The sequence below is a fragment of the Bacteroidia bacterium genome, from assembly GCA_023228875.1.
In the GTDB taxonomy this organism is placed as follows: Bacteria; Bacteroidota; Bacteroidia; order NS11-12g; family UBA955; genus JALOAG01.
Genome location: JALOAG010000008.1, coordinates 69,510 through 88,157, shown reverse-complemented (window position 1 = coordinate 88,157; position 18,648 = coordinate 69,510). Strand labels below are relative to the sequence as shown.

At 36.7% G+C, this 18,648-nt stretch carries 17 protein-coding genes; 7 read left to right on the top strand and 10 right to left on the bottom strand.

Annotated features, from left to right (window positions below; translation table 11 throughout):
* Nucleotides 1-62: 62 nt before the first annotated feature.
* The 3 genes from purH to M0R38_09090 all read right to left on the bottom strand — a co-directional run bounded on the left by purH (nt 63) and on the right by M0R38_09090 (nt 3,583).
* Nucleotides 63-1,547, bottom strand: a complete 1,485-nt coding sequence (purH, locus tag M0R38_09100) for a bifunctional phosphoribosylaminoimidazolecarboxamide formyltransferase/IMP cyclohydrolase (GenBank protein MCK9481899.1) — start codon at nt 1,545-1,547, stop codon at nt 63-65.
* 222 nt (nt 1,548-1,769) lie between these two features.
* Complete coding sequence (locus M0R38_09095; protein MCK9481898.1) at nt 1,770-2,252, bottom strand: T9SS type A sorting domain-containing protein; 483 nt, start codon at nt 2,250-2,252, stop codon at nt 1,770-1,772.
* Between the two features lie 407 nt (nt 2,253-2,659).
* A complete protein-coding gene (locus M0R38_09090; protein ID MCK9481897.1) occupies nt 2,660-3,583 on the bottom strand; it encodes a TIGR01777 family oxidoreductase in 924 nt (307 codons plus the stop codon).
* Between the two features lie 102 nt (nt 3,584-3,685).
* Here M0R38_09090 and surE point away from each other — a divergent pair, with 102 nt between their 5' ends.
* From surE to lpxB, 3 genes are read left to right on the top strand one after another with little or no spacing between them, the layout of a single operon-like run.
* The gene (surE, locus tag M0R38_09085; protein ID MCK9481896.1) at nt 3,686-4,453 is read left to right on the top strand and encodes a 5'/3'-nucleotidase SurE; all 768 of its coding nucleotides are present in this window, start codon (nt 3,686-3,688) and stop codon (nt 4,451-4,453) included.
* A complete protein-coding gene (locus M0R38_09080) occupies nt 4,443-4,739 on the top strand; it encodes a hypothetical protein (GenBank protein ID MCK9481895.1) in 297 nt (98 codons plus the stop codon). The genes surE and M0R38_09080 overlap by 11 nt, the downstream gene beginning before the upstream one ends.
* Nucleotides 4,740-4,742: 3 nt before the next feature.
* The gene (gene lpxB, locus M0R38_09075) at nt 4,743-5,849 is read left to right on the top strand and encodes a lipid-A-disaccharide synthase (protein ID MCK9481894.1); all 1,107 of its coding nucleotides are present in this window, start codon (nt 4,743-4,745) and stop codon (nt 5,847-5,849) included.
* Here lpxB and M0R38_09070 read toward each other — a convergent pair.
* Both M0R38_09070 and M0R38_09065 read right to left on the bottom strand, forming a co-directional pair.
* Entirely contained in the window at nt 5,846-6,916 is a 1,071-nt protein-coding gene (locus M0R38_09070; protein ID MCK9481893.1) for an acyl-CoA desaturase, read from the bottom strand. The genes lpxB and M0R38_09070 overlap by 4 nt on opposite strands.
* A 78-nt stretch (nt 6,917-6,994) precedes the next feature.
* Nucleotides 6,995-7,186, bottom strand: coding sequence for a hypothetical protein (locus M0R38_09065; protein MCK9481892.1), 192 nt, complete (start codon nt 7,184-7,186; stop codon nt 6,995-6,997).
* Between M0R38_09065 and wecB the strand changes: the two genes are divergently transcribed.
* On the top strand, nt 7,185-8,255 hold the full coding sequence (gene wecB / locus M0R38_09060; protein MCK9481891.1) for a UDP-N-acetylglucosamine 2-epimerase (non-hydrolyzing): 1,071 nt from the start codon (nt 7,185-7,187) through the stop codon (nt 8,253-8,255). The genes M0R38_09065 and wecB overlap by 2 nt on opposite strands.
* Before the next feature lie 55 nt (nt 8,256-8,310).
* Here wecB and M0R38_09055 read toward each other — a convergent pair whose 3' ends face one another.
* The 5 genes from M0R38_09055 to mtaB form a co-directional block, all read right to left on the bottom strand.
* Nucleotides 8,311-8,802 (bottom strand): hypothetical protein, encoded by a 492-nt coding sequence (locus M0R38_09055; protein ID MCK9481890.1) that lies wholly within the window; start codon nt 8,800-8,802, stop codon nt 8,311-8,313.
* Nucleotides 8,803-8,899: 97 nt separating this feature from the next.
* Nucleotides 8,900-9,265 (bottom strand): hypothetical protein, encoded by a 366-nt coding sequence (locus M0R38_09050; GenBank protein ID MCK9481889.1) that lies wholly within the window; start codon nt 9,263-9,265, stop codon nt 8,900-8,902.
* Between the two features lie 85 nt (nt 9,266-9,350).
* Nucleotides 9,351-9,803 carry a c-type cytochrome gene (locus M0R38_09045; protein MCK9481888.1) on the bottom strand — a complete coding sequence of 151 codons (453 nt, stop codon included), beginning with the start codon at nt 9,801-9,803 and terminating at the stop codon, nt 9,351-9,353.
* Between the two features lie 115 nt (nt 9,804-9,918).
* Nucleotides 9,919-11,115, bottom strand: coding sequence for a prolipoprotein diacylglyceryl transferase (locus M0R38_09040; protein MCK9481887.1), 1,197 nt, complete (start codon nt 11,113-11,115; stop codon nt 9,919-9,921).
* Between the two features lie 15 nt (nt 11,116-11,130).
* Nucleotides 11,131-12,456 carry a tRNA (N(6)-L-threonylcarbamoyladenosine(37)-C(2))-methylthiotransferase MtaB gene (mtaB, locus tag M0R38_09035; GenBank protein ID MCK9481886.1) on the bottom strand — a complete coding sequence of 442 codons (1,326 nt, stop codon included), beginning with the start codon at nt 12,454-12,456 and terminating at the stop codon, nt 11,131-11,133.
* Between the two features lie 197 nt (nt 12,457-12,653).
* Between mtaB and cas9 the strand changes: the two genes are divergently transcribed.
* From cas9 to cas1, 3 genes are read left to right on the top strand one after another with little or no spacing between them, the layout of a single operon-like run.
* On the top strand, nt 12,654-16,931 hold the full coding sequence (cas9, locus tag M0R38_09030) for a type II CRISPR RNA-guided endonuclease Cas9 (GenBank protein MCK9481885.1): 4,278 nt from the start codon (nt 12,654-12,656) through the stop codon (nt 16,929-16,931).
* A 46-nt stretch (nt 16,932-16,977) separates the two neighbouring features.
* Nucleotides 16,978-17,700 carry a transposase gene (locus M0R38_09025; GenBank protein ID MCK9481884.1) on the top strand — a complete coding sequence of 241 codons (723 nt, stop codon included), beginning with the start codon at nt 16,978-16,980 and terminating at the stop codon, nt 17,698-17,700.
* Between the two features lie 3 nt (nt 17,701-17,703).
* The gene (gene cas1 / locus M0R38_09020) at nt 17,704-18,645 is read left to right on the top strand and encodes a type II CRISPR-associated endonuclease Cas1 (GenBank protein ID MCK9481883.1); all 942 of its coding nucleotides are present in this window, start codon (nt 17,704-17,706) and stop codon (nt 18,643-18,645) included.
* Nucleotides 18,646-18,648 lie beyond the last annotated feature (3 nt).

The window sequence follows — 18,648 nt, the reverse complement described above, 5'->3', positions numbered from 1 at the left end:
AATGACTTTACTTGTCCATGTTTAAAGGTTTTGATGTAAACCTATTTTAAGACAAGACAATCTCAATGCTTAAAATGTCTGTTTCCTGTAAACACCATAGCAACACCCAATTTATTAGCCGCATCTATTGATAGGTGATCTTTAACAGAGCCTCCGGGTTGTACAATCGCTTTGACTCCTGCTGCAGCACCAATCTCAACACAGTCAGGGAAAGGGAAAAAAGCATCCGAAGCCATTACACTCCCATTTAAGTCAAAACCAAAATGTCCGGCTTTTGCAATGGCTTGATTTAAAGCATCCACTCGTGAAGTTTGTCCTGTTCCCGAAGCCAGCAACTGACCGTCTTTGACCAAAACAATCGCATTTGACTTGGTATGTTTTACAACTTTCAGGGCAAACTCTAAATCAGATAGTTGCGATTGAGAAGCTGTAAGTAATGTAACCGGACGGAAGGATGATGATTTTTCCATCAACGTATCACGTTCCTGAATTAATTGACCATTTAACAGCGTCCTTTTTTGAATAGCTGACATTGAAAAAGAATGAATCTTTAGTAAAATACGATTCGCCTTTTTTGCAAACAACTCTGTTACTCCTGCACCGAATTCGGGAGCTAATAATATTTCAAAAAATATCTTATCAATTTGATGAGCAGTAGGCAAGTCAATGGGATGATTGCAAATCATAATACCGCCAAACGCAGAAACCGGATCGGCTGCGAGTGCTGCGCTATATGCATCCTCTACCTTAGAGCGCGTGGCAATTCCACAAGCATTATTATGTTTAATAATTGCGAATGTTGCACCATTATTTGCATCAAAATCCCCAACTAATGCCATGGCAGCTTCAATATCCAAAAGGTTATTGTATGAAATTTCCTTACCTTGTATCTGCGTAAAGTTTTCATCCATGTTGCCTCTAAAACTAGCTTTCTGATGTGGGTTTTCTCCATACCTTAAGCTATACTCTTGCTCACCTGCCAAATATGCACCGATTAATTCATCATAAGCCTGAGTAACTTTAAACGCTTTTGCTGCAAATGCTTTACGAGTAGCAATGTCCACCTTGTTTTGCGCGATTAATTCAGCCGCTTTTGCATAATCTGCTTTGTCACAAACGACTAAGGTTGAGGCAAAGTTTTTTGCTGCTGCGCGAATCAGTGACACGCCTCCAATATCAATTTTCTCGATAATTTCTTGCGGACTGCCTCCGGATTTCAAGGTCTCTTCAAAAGGATATAAATCAACTACAATCAAATCTAAGGCGGGTATATTGAATTCTTTTGCTTGCGCAACATCCTCTACATTTTCTCTTCTATACAAAATGCCTCCAAAGACTGCAGGATGCAGTGTTTTTACACGACCACCAAAAATTGAAGGAAAGCCTGTAAGGTCTTCCACATGGTGAACACTTCCTCCGCTTTCTTCAATAAATTTTGCAGTACCTCCTGTTGAATAGATGCCGATATTCTTTTCGCGAAGTATATTTACCAACACCTCTAAACCATCTTTGTAAAACACTGATATAAGTGCATTTTGAATATTCATGAATTCCAATTTTATATGTCTTTATTCGTGGTGCAAAACTAAGCCTTAATCATCGCTGACATCCCTATCTTTCTTCGTACTTCTTTACAAATTATAAACAAAGGAAAAACGCACTTTTTTTAACTCAACAACATTTAGAAGACATATTACCTGTTGGCAGATGTACACCAAAGTGTGTAAAATTTGAAATAAATAATACCTTTTCAAGTCTATGAAAGATACTTATGGCTTTATTATTTTGATAGTTTGTTTGACTCCTGCATTGTTAAAAGCTTGGATTAAATATAAACCCGAAGCCATAAGAGATTTCAATTCATAAGTCTCACCTGGCTCAACAACGAACCTTTCACACTCTCTCATTTCAATTGAATATATCACACATTCACTTTTCTGTTTGTGGTTTTTTACAACAAAGAAATTGTTCTCTGAAGGGTTAGGAAATACTGTTATCAACAAATCTTCCGGTTGTACTTCTTCAACTGCTATCGGGTATTTAGGTACAAGGGTATCCATAACAGCAATCCCAATGTCACTATTCCATTTGGGTTCTATTCTAATCCCTTCTAAGAATGTATAATTATTTTTTAACGGATGCCAAAAAACAGTACGAGGCGGAGCCATAGATATGTCAAACCTCCATCCTATATGCGTATATGCTTTGTTAAAAGACTTACTGGCATTATCAAAAATTAGAATCCTGTTCATATGGCTATACGTTTGGTCAAATTGTATCTTATCGAAATTATAAACTCGAGAACTCGTATAAAAATACTGAATAACATGGCTTTCCTCACACCTCTGAGAAACAACAAAAGTATTAAAACCGGGAGCAGCAATTTATAATCTTCGTAATAAAACGCACAAGTAACCATGTAGAACCTCACTCAAGCGGCAAAAACGAACATACCACACTAAAACGACCGCTTCCACCATTGCCTCTAAGAAATCTATGCGAATCACGTCCAGCATTTACCGAACAGTATAAATATCATCCTATGTCCTGAAATTACCCGAAACAATATTACAAATAGAAAAGTCTTACAATTGCAGTTATTGACCTTGGAAATTCAGTAAGGAATGTCTGTAATGATATGCTATTTAACAATCTTGCTTCAGTTTGGAGATCTTTGAAATAAATTTATTAATGCGTTTGAAAGTGTTTGATATTGAAAATCAAAACCTGAATGTTGAATTTTTTCACAGGACACATGACTACCATTCAACACGACTGCAGCACTTTCTCCTAAAGCTATTTTAAATAAAAAACTTGGTACATTGGGCATCCAAAATGGCTTATGCAATGTTTGCGCAATAGCTCCTAAAAACTCCTTGTTGTTTATCTTTTGCGGAGCTACCGCATTATACACTCCACTCACTTTTTCACTATCCAATGCAAATTTATACATTGCACACAGGTCTGCAATATGAATCCAAGGCATATATTGCTTACCACTACCTGCCGCAGCTCCTAAACCAAATCGTATAGGAGCAGCCATTTTCTTAAGTGCTCCGCCTTTATCAGACAACACTACCCCCGTCCTTAGTTTCACAACCCTGGATGCAATTGCCTCTTTTTCAAAATTATCTGCGGCTTGTTCCCATCGTAAAACTACATCACTCAAAAACCCTTCTCCTTTTACATCCTCTTCCGTAAAAACCCTTTCAGAAGTCTCATCACCATAAAACCCAATTGCCGAAGCAGAGATAAATGTTTGAATATTTTGTTTTCTTTTACTCAGGTACTCTAACAACAAATCCGCAGACTTTACACGACTGGCAAAAATCTCGGCTTTATACTCACTAGTCCACCTTTTTGCCATTACATTGGCACCTGCAAGATGTATAATGTGTCTGACACTGTCAAACACTCTTTCATCTATATAATGTTTATCAATATCCCAATGGAATGTTTGATTATTGCGTTGATGTGTGGACAAGAAGCGTACTTCATATTCTTCAATCAACTGCCCTACAAGTGCTTGAGCAACCATACCACCGGAACCGGTTATCAAAACAGTTTCCTTTTGTGACAACATGTTACAAAGGTAGTAAATATTCATGCTGCGATGCTGAGAGTTTCTGTAAACACCACTTTTCAATATCCAAATAAGCATTAAAGTTTTCTTACTTTTGCGGCAATGACAAAACCTCTGATATTAGTGAGCAATGATGACGGAATTACAGCACCCGGACTGAGAGTATTGGTTGAAATAGCAAAGAAGATTGGAAGAGTAATCGTTGTAGCCCCTGATGGTCCTCAGAGTGGAATGGGACACGCCATTACCGTAAACCAACCTTTGAGAGTTGAACAAATGGATATCTTCGAAGGAGTGGAAGCTTTTCAAACAACGGGCACTCCGGTTGACTGTGTGAAATTAGCAATTGACAAATTGCTGATTGCTAAACCTGACTTATTGCTTTCAGGTATTAACCACGGAAACAATTCTTCTATCAATGTAATATACTCCGGCACTATGAGTGCTGCTGTTGAAGGCGCAATCAACGGCATCCCATCTATTGGATTTTCTCTCACTGATTATAGCTATCACGCCAATTTTGAGCCCGGCAAACCTTATATTGAAAAAATCATTCTGAGTCTTTTAGAAAAACAATTACCCCCAAACTCTTTGCTTAATGTGAATATTCCTACTACTGAACACATCAAAGGAATAAAAATTTGCCGTCAAGCTCATGCAAAGTGGGAAGAGAGTTTTGAAGAGCGTATTGACCCTTATGGACGCAAATACTATTGGATGATTGGTAATTTTGTAAATGTGGACGATGGTCAAGATACAGACGTGTATGCTCTCTCACAGGATTATATTTCCATAGTGCCTACACAATACGACCTGACTGATTATAAAAGCATTTCACTTGTAAACAACTGGAAACTCAATGAAAAATAAACATCTCGGAATCGGTATCATCATTGGAATTGCAGCACCATTAATCTGTTGCATACTTGTATTATTTGCTCGTTTTCCGCAATACATGAATTTTGAATACGTTCTAAACCTTTGGTTGGGCAATGACAAAACCGCACTGCCAATTATCAAAGCCTCAATGCTCATCAACCTTCCAATTTTTCTAATTGCTCTAAACCGATACAAAAATCAAAAATTTGCACGAGGCGTTGTCATTGGCACCTTGTTGATTGGTGCATACATATTCTTTATCCATTTTTTCAAATAAACCATGAAATACTATCTTGTTGCAGGTGAACCAAGCGGTGACATGTATGGCGCAAGGGTGATGCAAAAAATCAATCAACTTGACCCACATGCCGAGTTTAGAATTTGGGGAGGCGACAAAATGGAAAAAGAAGGCGGTGTCCAAATTTCTCATATCAAAGAACGAGCTTTTATGGGTATTTGGGAAGTGATTAAAAATCTGAGAACCATCAAACAAAACCTTACTCTTTTTAAGCAAGATTTTATCCAAAACAAACCCGATGCACTTATTTTGATTGACTATCCGGGGTTTAATCTTCGCATTGCACCCATAGCCAAAGAGTTAGGGGTACCTGTTCATTATTATATCGCTCCCAAAGTCTGGGCATGGAATCGCAAGAGAATCACAAAAATCAAGGCTTTTGTGAATTATCTCTACACAATTCTACCATTTGAACCTGAGTTTTTTCTGCAACATCAGATCACATCAGATTATGTAGGCAATCCATTAGTAGACTTAATTTCGGAATACAAACAAGATACCGCCACCATTCAACAACTTAAAGATGGGAAACCGGTAATTGCATTGCTACCCGGCAGTAGAAAAATGGAGCTTGCCAACATCTTACCGATTATGGCAACCATTCCAAAACACTTTCCTGACTATCGATTTGTGATGGCTGGTTCGGACTCCTTCTCGCAAGAAGAGCTACATTCATTGTCTCAACAATACGGGATTGAAATTTTAAGAGGCAAAACATACGAAATTCTCGCTTGCGCTAAGGCTGCATTGGTAACAAGCGGCACTGCAACCTTAGAGACCGCACTTTGGCAAGTTCCACAAGTAGTTTGTTACAAATTTTCCAAAATCTCATATTTGATTGTAAAGCCATTGATGAAAATCAAATATATCTCCTTAGTAAACCTCATTCTCAATAGCCCGCTCGTCAAAGAACTGATTCAGGACGAATTAACTGAGTTGAATATTAAAAAAGAATTAAAAGCACTCTTGGAGACTGACAGAAGAACAGAAATTATGAATGGATATGCTGCCCTTAGAATCCGAGTTGGTGGGAACGGAGCGTCAGACAGGGTTGCAGAATTTATTACACAACGAACAATGCAACATTAAGCTGCCTGTCCTACTGCTTTTAAGTGCATGACATGAGATTTGAGTGCTTGATACATAGTTCTATACTCTTTGTATTCAACATTATACTCTTTACAAGTTTCTTTCACAATCTCATTCATCTTAGCATAATGCACATGACTGATTCTTGGAAACAAATGATGTTCAACCTGAAAATTTAACCCACCCAACAACCAATTCAGAAATTTACTGCCGGTTCCAAAATTTGCAGTAGTCTTTAATTGATGTATTGCCCATTCATCCTCCACACTAAAACCTGAAGACACAGGGTCAACAAAGTCAGCCTTCTCTACTACATGCGCCAATTGAAAGACAACAGCAATCAACAAGCCTGTAACATAACAAATCACTAAATAGCCAACTAACATTGGAATCCATCCAACCATTATTCCCGGAAGTACGATGAACAAGAAAACATAGAATATTTTTGAGGACCAGAAATTCAGCTGTTCTTTGATACTCATCTTAGGAATGGGGGTATATTCAGAGATTTTACCACTGAAATACTTTTTAAAATCATTATAAAACACCCAAAAGATATAAGTTGTACCATAAAGCAAAACCCAATAGAAATGTTGTAAAGGGTGGAGAAAATTCTTCTTTTGCGCAGTATGAACGCGAATAAAAGGTTTGATGTCAATATCATCATCCATTCCTTCGATATTCGTAAAAGAGTGGTGATTCACGTTATGTTTTTGTTTCCAGATATACACATTCCCCCCCATTACATTTAAAGAAAAACCCATGATTGCATTAATCGTTGGATTTGAAGAATAACACCCATGTGCTCCATCGTGCATTACGTTAAAACCAATGGCGGCTAAAGTAACCCCCATCAACACACAAAGCAAGAGTGCCAACCAGGTTGAGGGTGTAAAAAACACCAATATAACATAGAGTGCAACCAATGCACTAAACAATATGATAGATTTTGAATACAGTCGGAAATCTCCGGTTTTATTCAGATTGTTATCCTTAAAGTAACCGTCAATTCTGTTTCTGAGTATGAGAAAGAAGTCAGGTTTTGAAGTAAATTTAATTTGAGTCATTATTTTATTGAGTGGCGCAAATGTAGGCAAGAATGTTGAGTAATGATTGTTTAGTTTTGAATTGTCAAAACTAAAGGTTTAAAATTGATAGCGCACTCCATACAAGAAACCGCTATCCATCGCACTACTTATACCTGAACCCCAAGCAGTAACCGGAAAAGTATTGTTATCAAACCTTGTGAGAGAATGGAACGTAGCAAGCGCACCTATATTACTTAGATGAAAAGACAAGTTCAAAAGAAGTATTTGAATTAACTTCGCAGCCTTCATGAAGATTTTGACCATCATCGGAGCACGTCCGCAGTTTATAAAGGCTGCTCCTCTAAGCAGAAAAATAGCTGAGACCAATGGTATTACCGAAATATTGGTTCATACGGGACAACACTTTGATTCCAACATGAGTGACATTTTCTTTTCTGAAATGAAAATCCCTGCTCCCTCATACAAACTTGATATTCACAGTTTAGGACATGGTGCTATGACAGGTCGCATGTTGGAAGAAATTGAAAAAATTATACTGAAAGAAAAACCCGACTTTGTGCTTGTGTATGGAGATACAAACTCCACTCTTGCAGGGGCATTAGCTGCAAAAAAACTGCATGTGAAGGTGGCTCATGTGGAGGCAGGTTTGCGAAGTTTCAACATGAAAATGCCGGAAGAAGTAAACCGAATATTGACTGACCGCATTTCGGACTTCCTATTCTGCCCTACCGATAGCGCTATTGAAAATCTTAGTAAAGAAGGGTTTAAAGATTACCCCTGTCAAGTAATCCGCACCGGAGACATTATGTATGATGCACTTAAATTCTTTTCTAACTATGCCCCTGATGCTGAGTCCTTGTCTCCCATAACTGAACAAAAGAAATATACCCTCTGTACCATACATCGCGCAGAAAACACTGACAATCCCGATCGCCTTCGCGCAATTGTTAATGCATTGAACACAATTTCTAAGGAAGTTGAGATTATACTACCCCTACATCCGCGCACTCGTCAATTTTTTGAAACTTTAAATATCGTTCCAAATTTTAAAATCATTGACCCTGTTGGTTATCTCACCATGTTGGGCTTATTAGAAAATTGTAGTTTCGTCCTCACCGACAGCGGTGGACTGCAAAAGGAGGCTTATCTTAAAAAGAAATACTGTATCACCATGCGAGATGAAACCGAATGGATAGAATTAGTGCAACACAATGTAAATTTTGTGGCAGGTGCCAATGAAGACAAAATCATATCCTATTTCAATCAAATCTACAACAAGCCTTTTGAAGCAAAAGAAGGGCTTTATGGCAACGGAAATGCTGCTCAAGAAATAGTAGATGTCTTACTCAAATCATAAAAAGACAAAAAAAAACCTCGCTTTTGAGCGAGGCTTTTTAACAAGTCCAAAACCTTTAGTTTTTGTTTAAGGCATCCTGAATGAGTATTTCCCATTTCTGTATGAGTAGAAGTTCATCTGCAATCGCTACTGTATCATAGCCATTGTGATAAAAATCAAGTACCATTTCTCCTTTTGATGGGTCTTTATATTCAAATTGCAAAGACAATTGTTCTATTAATGTGGTATTCCCTCCTTCAAATTTCACTGTCCTGCTCCTATTGATGACTTTGCAAGACCTGACACCACTCAGATTAATAGCATATTTCAACACACTATCTTTCATTTTGCGTACAGCAAAAATCATGGTATGGGCTTCGTCAGTTCCGATTGCATTTTCTTTCCATTGGTCAAATTGTGCAACCTTCTTATTTGACTCAGTTGCCAGCTCCTTTAAAGCGTTTAGCGCTCTTGCTTTTTTCTTTTTGCTGCTGACAAACATCAGCACTATGGGAATGATACATAGCAACACTATAATCAACCCTATGATTGTTGTTCCTGAAAACATTTTATTAATTTTTATTTTTTTTGGTTAATAATTTTTTGATCCCGTCAACATTGACGGAGAGAAAGGTATCCGTTAAAACTGCATGAAACCTCTGCTTTTACCAAAAATAATGGAAAGGGAAAATGATATCCTGTGGAAACAGTCTCTCAATGAGATTCTTTTCAAAGAATGTATATTGAATAAAATAGGTCTGAAAGTAACGGGCTGCTTTTTTTAATAAAATCACAAAATCCGTATTCAGATTCTTCTCCCCTGAAAAATAGAATCTAAGGCTATTACTGTATGAGCTTTCATTGCCACTTGCAGAACTAAGCCAGCTATCGACAATATTTTTAAAAGTACTTGACTCATCTGTGTGAGTTTTGCTTTGATGCAAATCGCTATGTAAACTGCTATGCCCTACTGCAAAGGCATAGACAACAATCAAAAGCGACACCGCAATGGATCTCAAAGCATTTTTCACGCAGCAAAGATAATCTCAGTTAAATCATCTTTGGTAAGAGTCTGAAAATAAAGTTAGAAGCGTGTATTCGCGTTTAAAAATAACATTACTTACCATTGTTCACATCAGGTATAGGAACCGCAGGAGTAGTAATTGGTTTTTGCTGTCCATTATGACAAGTCATACAGTTAATATGATCAGGAACTATGGTGTTGCCATCTTGACCGAGAAATGGCTTGAAGTGTGTATCATTGATTTCCTGCGTCATTTTCATCATATAACGTGCAGCCAGCTTTTTATGATTGTCATCACTTGCGAAGTCTAAATCTTTAGGATTATCAGGATTGGCGACATGGCAAAAGCTACATTTAACACCCAAAGAAGTATTAAAAAATTTCATGGTTGCTTTGAGTTCTTCTTCAGAAATATCTTGGGGAAGCACTTTCAAATTTTTGTACTTATTCTCATTCTTCACCTTGGTTTGGTTCACAACTGCATACACATTGAAGGAGATGAAAGAAAGAATAATCAACAGACTTAGTAATACTTTATGTTTCATATATAAGTTTTTTTGAATGTACGAATTAACTGTAAATATGCAATTGCCACACATTGTTCTCTATAAAAATCGATATTGTCAGACAGACGAACTGAACTAACAAATACAACAACAGTTATAAAAGGGCTGTTTGAATCTTATTTTTTCGTTTTGCATACACAATCAATGCAACGCCTCCCAACATTAGTATAACAGAGATGATTTCGGCTTGGGTAACTTTCATTCCTAAAAAGTGTATAATAGTGTTTACCCTGATTTTTTCAATCCAAAAGCGTTCAAAACCTGCCATGATCATATAAATTCCAAATAAAACTCCCGGAGTATGAATCCGTTTACGCAAAGACCACAATACAAAAAAGAAAATACCACAAACGATGATTTCGTATAAAGGAGTTGGAAAAACATTAGCAACCAAATAAGGAGTTTCAGAAAAATCACAATTCAGATTTGCCAAATACTCAGGAGTTCCAATCGTGTATGGATTACATTCACCATTCACATTGTTAGGATAATTATAAGCCCAGACCCATTCAGGAAGCCAAGACAACCAAGCCGGCATTGGAGCCGTATTCACAATCCCCCAATCGCCATCACCTGAAATATGACACCCGATTCTACCGGATGCATAAGCCAACATCATAGCAGGTCCTCCAACGTCAAGCATGTGTAAGGGTTTTACTCCTTTTTTGTTTGCATACCAAAGAACAGCAGCACCACCACATATTAATCCTCCAAAAAATGTAAGCCCGCTAAATGATAGCAAAGAGCCAATAGGGTCTGCAACAAAATGATCCCAGTTTTCGAGATTATGAAACAGTTTAGCTCCAATCAAGCCTGCAACAGCCGCAATAACCGTCATATTCCCCATTATTTGATAAGGACGTTCCAAAACCTCTTGCTCCACAGGAGGATTTTTACGCTGCTTCTTGTCTTCGTATTTTTTATATAAAACAACAGCAACAGCACTCAATCCTCCCAACAACCAATTTCCTTCTGCTGACAAAAGAAAAGAACGCGGATCTGCCATATCGCTGCTGAAAAAGAAGATTGGTAACAGTTTAAATCCCAACAAAAAACCGAGAAAACCGCTCAATACATACTCGGACACAGCATAGGGTTTTCCAATAATTACTTTAATCTTTTTTCCACTCAACACCCCTGCTTTTTCTTTGCGCTTCAACTCAAGAGACATCGTATAATGAGCGAGCAAAAAAGAGATGGCAACAAAAAAACCAAAGGATTGAACTACACGCAGAAATGGGAGATGAACTCCAAACAAATCTGCAAACATGTCATATAAGGTAGGATACATTCTGTATTTTTAGAATCAACTGAATTTAAGTGCTGTGGCTGAATACTCCGAAACAGTGCCCACAACATGCATTGTTTCGGTATTGATACTTTCCAATTTCACATCCACAATCTCGTTGATTAACATAGGGTCATAGTCTGCCTCAACACGAATGTAGTTGGGAGTAAACCCATACATCTTGCCTTCTCTTTCCTCTTTTTCAAATAATACAGGATAGGTTTTGCCTAAACATGAGCGATAGAAAAATTGTCTTTTCTTTTCAGAAAGATTCATCAACTGCTGCGTCCTCTCCCCTCTTACCTTTACAGGCACAATATCAGACATTTTCCAAGCAGTGGTATTGGGTCGTTCAGAATACGGAAATACGTGAAAGTAGCTAACATCTAAGCCATTTAAAAAATTATATGTCTTTAAAAACTCCTCGTGGGTTTCGCCCGGAAAACCAACAATAACATCAACTCCAATGGCACAATCAGGCATAACTACTTTAATCTTGTTGATTTTTTCTTCATATAACTCTCTCAAATAACGTCTGCGCATTGCTTTGAGAATAGTGTTCGATCCACTTTGAAGCGGAATATGAAAATGGGGTAGAAATTTATTTGAATTGGCAACAAAATCAATGATTTCATCTTTCAACAAATTTGGCTCAATAGAGGAAATACGATAACGCATAATCCCATCTACTTTATCCAATTCTCTAATTAAATCCAGAAAACTCTCATCGTGATTGACACCAAAGTCTCCCAGATTACATCCGGTCAGCACGACTTCTTTCACGTCAGTAGCTGCAAGTGTGCGAGCTACTTTCAACGTATCACTCACATTGAGACTGCGGCTACTGCCTCTTGCCAATGGGATTGTGCAGAAGGAACAGAAATAATCACAGCCGTCTTGAACTTTTAAAAAAGACCTTGTTCTGTCATCTCCGGAAAATCCGGGCACAAAGTCCACTACTTTTTTGATATTAGAATGGGCGATTTCAGCTTTTTCTTTCTTGGTGATATTATCCAAATGTTGTGTCAGATTGAACTTTTCAGCAGCACCCAACACCAAATCAACCCCTTCAATTGTAGCAATTTCACCGGGCTTCAACTGCGCATAGCAACCAATCACCGCAACAAAAGCGTTGGGATTATACTTCAACGCCTCTCTCACTATCTTCTTACACTTTTTATCCGCATGGTCTGTAACTGAACAAGTATTAATCACATAAACATCAGGTCCTTCAGTAAAGTCCTTAGTTGTATATCCAATTTTCTCAAGCTGTTGGTTGAGCGAAGAAGATTCGGAGTAATTGAGCTTACAACCCAAAGTATAAAAAGCGACAGACCTGTTCATTTGGATTTTTGTTTGAAGGCTGCAAAGGTAGTAGGTAAAGTTGAAAAAATGCGTTATAGATTTGGATAAAAAAAGGCGAGTTACCCCGCCTTAAATGTTTTCACAACGGAAATAATCCTTATTGTGATTTGCTTACAGTGTTGCAAATATAAGAATAAAGTTATTACTTGCATGCCATTAATTATTAATTTTTCACAATGGCAAAAAAAAATATACTTGGACTGGATTTAGGAGTATCCTCAATAGGTTTTGCACACATCTTGGAAGATGAAAAACTAAAAAACTCTGAAATTAATCAAATAGGTGTTAGAATTATTTCACTAACTGTAGATGAACAAACCAATTTTGAAAAAGGCAAATCTTTTTCGATTAATAAAGAAAGAACCTTAAAACGTGGAGCTAGAAGAAATTTAGACCGTTTTAAAATCAGACGTAAAAATTTAATTGAAGCACTGGTTAATGCTAATATCATTAACAATAATTCTATTTTAAATGAAGATGGCAAACAAACCACTTTTTCAACTTGGATGTTACGATCAAAAGCCGCTTATGAGAAAATTGATAAAGATGAATTGGCACGTGTTTTTTTAGCTATCAATAAAAAACGAGGTTATAAAAGCAGTAGAAAAGCTAAGAACGAAGATGAAGGTCAGGCGATTGATGGAATGGCTGTTGCGAAACGGTTGTATGATGAACAGATAACGCCCGGCCAGTTGGTTTATCAGCTTTTGAAAGAAGGCAAAAAGTCAATACCTGATTTTTACAGGTCGGATTTGCAGGCTGAATTTGACAAAGTGTGGGATTTTCAAAGACAATTCTATCCTGAAATCCTTACCGATGAATTTTATAAAGAATTAAAAGGAAAAGGACAACGAGCAACTTCCACTTTGTTTTGGACAAAATATCAATTCAATACAGCCGAAAACAAAGGAACAAGAGAAGAAAAAAAGATACAGGCTTACAAATGGCGAAGTGAAGCAATTTCCAAACAATTGGAAAAAGATGAGGTCGCTTTTGTTCTGACAGAGATAAACAACAACCTTAATAATTCGAGCGGTTATCTTGGTGCAATTTCAGATCGAAGTAAGGAGTTGTATTTTAGCAAGCAGACGGTCGGTCAATATTTGTATCAGCAAATCAAGGAAAACCGTCATACACGATTGAAAAATCAAGTGTTTTATCGTCAGGATTATTTGGACGAGTTTGAGAAAATTTGGGAAGTTCAATCTAACTATCATTCAGAATTAACAGAAGAACTCAAAACAGAAATTCGGGACATCATCATCTTTTACCAAAGAAAACTGAAATCTCAAAAAGGCTTAATCAGCTTTTGCGAATTTGAGAGTAAGGAAGTTGAATTAAACGGAAAGAAAAAAACAATTGGCTTGCGTGTTGCACCAAAATCTTCGCCTTTATTTCAGGAGTTTAAGATTTGGCAAAACTTGAACAATATTTTAATCCGAAAAAAAGGAAGTAAGAAACGTACAGCAAAACAAGACAATCAGGATAGTCTTTTTGAAGAAGAAAAGGAAATATTTACGCTCGATTTAGAAACAAAGCAACATTTGTTTGATGAATTGAACTTTAAAGGCAATTTAAAAGCCAATAAAATCATTGAACTATTAGGGTACAAACCTACTGATTGGGAAATCAATTATTCTGAATTGGAGGGCAATCGAACCAATAAAGCACTTTATGAAGCCTATCTGAAAATTTTGGATATAGAGGGGTATGACGTAAAAGATTTACTGAAAGTAAAATCCAACAAAGATGAGGTTGAACTGGACGATTTGAATGTTCCTGCCATTGAAATCAAGAAGATGGTCAGGGATATTTTTCAGACATTGGAAATTGATACGAAGATTTTGGAATTTGATGCAGAGCTGGACGGAACAGCGTTTGAAGAACAGCTATCTTATCAATTGTGGCATTTATTGTATTCGTATGAAGGCGATAATTCCCAAAGTGGAAACGAAAAATTGTATGAACTGTTAGAAAAGAAATTCGGCTTCAAAAAAGAACATAGTCAGATTTTGGCTAATATTTCCTTATCTGATGATTACGGAAATCTTTCTTCCAAAGCGATGCGAAAAGTTTATCCGTTTATTAAGGAAAACAATTATAGTACGGCTTGCGAATTGGCAGGTTATCGTCATTCCAAGCATTCTTTGACCAAAGAGGAAATAGACAATAGACCATTGGAGGATAAATTGGAGTTGTTGAAAAAGAACAGTTTACGTCAACCTGTGGTGGAGAAAATTCTTAATCAAATGGTCAATGTGGTAAACACATTGATTGAGAAAAATAGAAAAGGAAATCCCGATTTCCGATTTGACGAAATCCGTATAGAATTGGCTCGTGAATTAAAGAAAAATGCACAGGAAAGAGCAGAAATGACTACGAATATCAATGCTGCAAAATTGGAGAATGATAAAATAAGAGCGATCATAAAGAGAGATTTTCCAAGTGTTCAGAATCCAACAAAAAATGATATTATAAGATATAAACTATATGAGGAATTAGCCTTTAATGCTTATAAAGATTTATATACAAATACCAAAATTGATTATCATAAGTTATTTGGAAAAGAATATGATATAGACCATATCATTCCTCAATCCCGTTTGTTTGATGACAGTTTTTCAAATAAAGTTTTAGTACCGAGACAAGCAAATTTGGATAAGGGAAACAAGACAGCATTTGATTATATGAGCACAAAAGGCGAAGGTGATTTTTCTAAGTATGAATCAGTAGTCGAAATTTTGTACATGGAAAAGAAGATTTCAAAAGCTAAATATCAAAAATTATTCAAAAAAGAGTCTGAAATCGGGGACGGATTTATAGAGCGTGATTTAAGAGAAACGCAATACATTGCCAAAAAGGCAAAAGAAATGCTGTTTAAAATTACCCGTTCAGTAGTTTCCACTTCGGGAAGTATTACAGACAGACTTCGTGAAGATTGGGACTTGGTTAATGTAATGAAAGAGCTTAATCTGCCGAAATACAGAAGTTTAGGGTTGACTGAAATGCAAGAACGGAAATTTGGAAAGCAAGTAGAAGTTATTAAAGACTGGACAAAACGGAACGACCACCGTCATCACGCTATGGACGCTTTGACGGTTGCATTTACCAAACATAATCATATTCAGTATTTGAATTACCTGAATGCACGGAAAAACGAAAATCATAAATTGCACAGCAATATAGTTGCCATTGAGAATTTGGAAACCGAAATAAAAGTGGATAATGACGGAAACAAAAAGCGTGTTTTTAAAGAACCAATACCAAACTTCCGTCAGGTAGCCAAAGAGCATTTGGAAAATGTATTGATTTCGCATAAAGCAAAAAATAAGGTAGTTACGAAAAATAAAAATAAAATTTCGGGCAAAGACAAAGCTCAAGAAACGTTAACTCCAAGAGGACAGTTGCACAAAGAAACTGTTTACGGTAAATACCATTATTACGAAAGTAAAGAAGAAAAAGTAAGCACAAAATTTGACGTTGAAACCATAAATAAAGTGGCTAACCCTCTTTATAGAAAGTTTTTATTACAAAGATTATCAGAAAATGGCAATGACCCGATGAAAGTTTTTGCAGGAAAAAATGCTTTGAGCAAAAATCCGATTTACTTGGATGAAGCAAAATCAAAAGCACTTCCTGAAATTGTAAAACTAGTATGGCTGACAGAAGATTTTTCAATTAGAAAAGATATTACCCCGGAAAATTTTAAAGATGATAAATTAATAGGTAAAATTGTTGATGAGGGAATTAAAACGATAATGAGAAATCGCTTAAAAGAATACGGAGGAGATCCCAAAAAAGCATTTTCTGATTTAGACAAAAACCCGATTTGGCTCAATAAAGAAAAGGGAATTTCAATAAAACGTGTTACAATTAGCGGTGTTAGCAATGCTGAACCTTTGCACTACAAAAAAGACCATTTTGGTAATTTTATGTTGGATGAAAATGGGATGAAAATTCCTGTTGATTATGTTAGCACTGGAAACAATCACCACGTAGCAGTTTACAGAGATGAGAAAGGAAATTTACAAGAAAATGTGGTTTCGTTCTATGAAGCTGTTGCTCGCTCTAATCAAGGATTACCAATAATTGATAAAACATATAACCAACATTTAGGCTGGCAGTTTCTATTTACCTTGAAACAAAATGAAATGTTTGTTTTCCCAAATGAAAAAACAGGATTTAACCCCAATGAAATTGATTTGTTAGACCCGAAAAATAAAAAGGAAATCAGTCAAAATTTGTTTAGGGTGCAGAAATTTTCAAAACTTATTTATGGCAATTCAGCTGTGAGAGAATATGTTTTTAGGCATCATTTAGAAACAACAATAGATGATAGGAAAGAACTAAAAGACATCACTTTCAAAAATATTAAAAGTTTACCCAATTTTGAAGGGATTGTCAAAGTACGCATCAATCATTTGGGCGATATTGTAAGTATTGGAGAATATTAAAAGAAACAAGACTTCATAAAGTTTAATGACTAAAAAATAATAGCAGATGCTTAATTTTGAGACATACTACCACATTTTCAACCATGCAAACGGAACGGATAATCTATTTGTTGAGAGAAAGAACCATCTGTTTTTCTTGAGCAAATGGAATCGGCATATCAGCCCCATAGCCGAGACCCTGACTTGGTGTCTGATGCCTAATCATTTTCATTTTTTAGTCAAAATCAGAAGCAAGGAGGAAATTAAAAAGATTTTAAAAGGGGAAGTAGAGGTACTGCTTAGTAACGATATACCAAATATAGAGGAAACTTCGTCAAACTCAACCTTCCCTAACCAACTCCAAACTTTTCCAAAGTTTAGAACTTTGGAAAAGTTTAAACCAGTTGAAAAGTCTAACCCCATCCCAACCATTGATGGAAAGTTTCTCAGCAAACAATTTGCTAATCTGTTTAGCAGTTACACCCAATCCTTTAATAAGGTTTATCAAAGACGCGGTTCTCTTTTTCTTAAAAATTTCAAACGGAAGGAAATCAAAGACGATGACTACCTCCGAGCAATTATTCTCTATATTCACCTCAACCCGATAAAACACAATTTCACTACTGATATAAACGATTGGGAATGGACGAACAACACCGGCTTTTACAGCCGTAACACCGAATTAGCTGAGCATTTGTTTAACAACATGGAAAACTATAAAGAACAGCACTCGCTAAAAGAAAAGCAGTTTGAAGAATACGTGCAAATTGAAAATGAATTAACTCTTTAGCCTATGATTAAACGCACGCTCTATTTTGGTAATCCGGCTTATTTAAGTCTGAATCTTAAACAATTGGTTGTAAAACTGCCTGAGATTGAACAAGACGCGAATATGCCGGAGCAGGTTAAAAAAGAAGCGATTGCTTCAATTCCCATTGAAGACATCGGATTATTAATTTTAGACCATAGTCGTATCACATTGACACAAGCACTGATGAGTGAACTATTAGAAAACAATGTGGCATTAATTACCTGTAACTCAACCCACCACCCATGCGGCATGATGCTTAATTTAGACGGAAACACGCTGCAAGCAAAACGTTTTATGGCACAGATTGAAAGCTCGCTTCCGCTAAAGAAACAACTATGGCAACAAACCGTCAAACAAAAAATAAACAATCAAGGAATCTTGCTCGAAAAACAAAGGCAAGGGGATGCACAAATGCTGTATAACATGGCAAAACAAGTACGTAGTGGAGACCCTGAAAACTTTGAAGGCAGGGCGGCAGCCTACTATTGGCAACATATTTTCGGAGTCGAGTCAAATTTCATTCGAGATCGCGAAGGCAACAAACCGAATACTTGGCTGAACTATGGCTACTCTATCTTACGTGCTTGCGTGGCACGTTCATTGGTTGGAAGCGGACTCTTGCCAACATTGGGGATTCATCATCGCAATCAATACAACTCATATTGTCTGGCAGATGATATTATGGAACCTTATCGCCCATTTGTGGATGAACTGATTTGTGGACTTTTACACAAGTTCCCAAAAACTGAAGGTGAATTAACCACAGAAATCAAGAAAGAGTTGTTAATCATACCAGCAATAGATGTTGAAATTGATAATAACAAAAGCCCCTTAATGGTTGCGTTGCAAAGAACCACAGCCGGTTTAGTGAAATGTTTTGAGGGCAAAGCAAACAAAATCCCCTATCCAGCCATGAACCTCTGAAAA

Coding starts and splice junctions, on each gene's coding strand:
- purH (MCK9481899.1), bottom strand. CDS start 1,547: ATGAATATTCAAAATGCACTTATATCAGTGTTTTACAAAGATGGTTTA.
- M0R38_09095 (MCK9481898.1), bottom strand. CDS start 2,252: ATGAACAGGATTCTAATTTTTGATAATGCCAGTAAGTCTTTTAACAAA.
- M0R38_09090 (MCK9481897.1), bottom strand. CDS start 3,583: ATGTTGTCACAAAAGGAAACTGTTTTGATAACCGGTTCCGGTGGTATG.
- surE (MCK9481896.1), top strand. CDS start 3,686: ATGACAAAACCTCTGATATTAGTGAGCAATGATGACGGAATTACAGCA.
- M0R38_09080 (MCK9481895.1), top strand. CDS start 4,443: ATGAAAAATAAACATCTCGGAATCGGTATCATCATTGGAATTGCAGCA.
- lpxB (MCK9481894.1), top strand. CDS start 4,743: ATGAAATACTATCTTGTTGCAGGTGAACCAAGCGGTGACATGTATGGC.
- M0R38_09070 (MCK9481893.1), bottom strand. CDS start 6,916: ATGACTCAAATTAAATTTACTTCAAAACCTGACTTCTTTCTCATACTC.
- wecB (MCK9481891.1), top strand. CDS start 7,185: ATGAAGATTTTGACCATCATCGGAGCACGTCCGCAGTTTATAAAGGCT.
- M0R38_09065 (MCK9481892.1), bottom strand. CDS start 7,186: ATGAAGGCTGCGAAGTTAATTCAAATACTTCTTTTGAACTTGTCTTTT.
- M0R38_09055 (MCK9481890.1), bottom strand. CDS start 8,802: ATGTTTTCAGGAACAACAATCATAGGGTTGATTATAGTGTTGCTATGT.
- M0R38_09045 (MCK9481888.1), bottom strand. CDS start 9,803: ATGAAACATAAAGTATTACTAAGTCTGTTGATTATTCTTTCTTTCATC.
- M0R38_09040 (MCK9481887.1), bottom strand. CDS start 11,115: ATGTATCCTACCTTATATGACATGTTTGCAGATTTGTTTGGAGTTCAT.
- mtaB (MCK9481886.1), bottom strand. CDS start 12,456: ATGAACAGGTCTGTCGCTTTTTATACTTTGGGTTGTAAGCTCAATTAC.
- cas9 (MCK9481885.1), top strand. CDS start 12,654: ATGGCAAAAAAAAATATACTTGGACTGGATTTAGGAGTATCCTCAATA.
- M0R38_09025 (MCK9481884.1), top strand. CDS start 16,978: ATGCTTAATTTTGAGACATACTACCACATTTTCAACCATGCAAACGGA.
- cas1 (MCK9481883.1), top strand. CDS start 17,704: ATGATTAAACGCACGCTCTATTTTGGTAATCCGGCTTATTTAAGTCTG.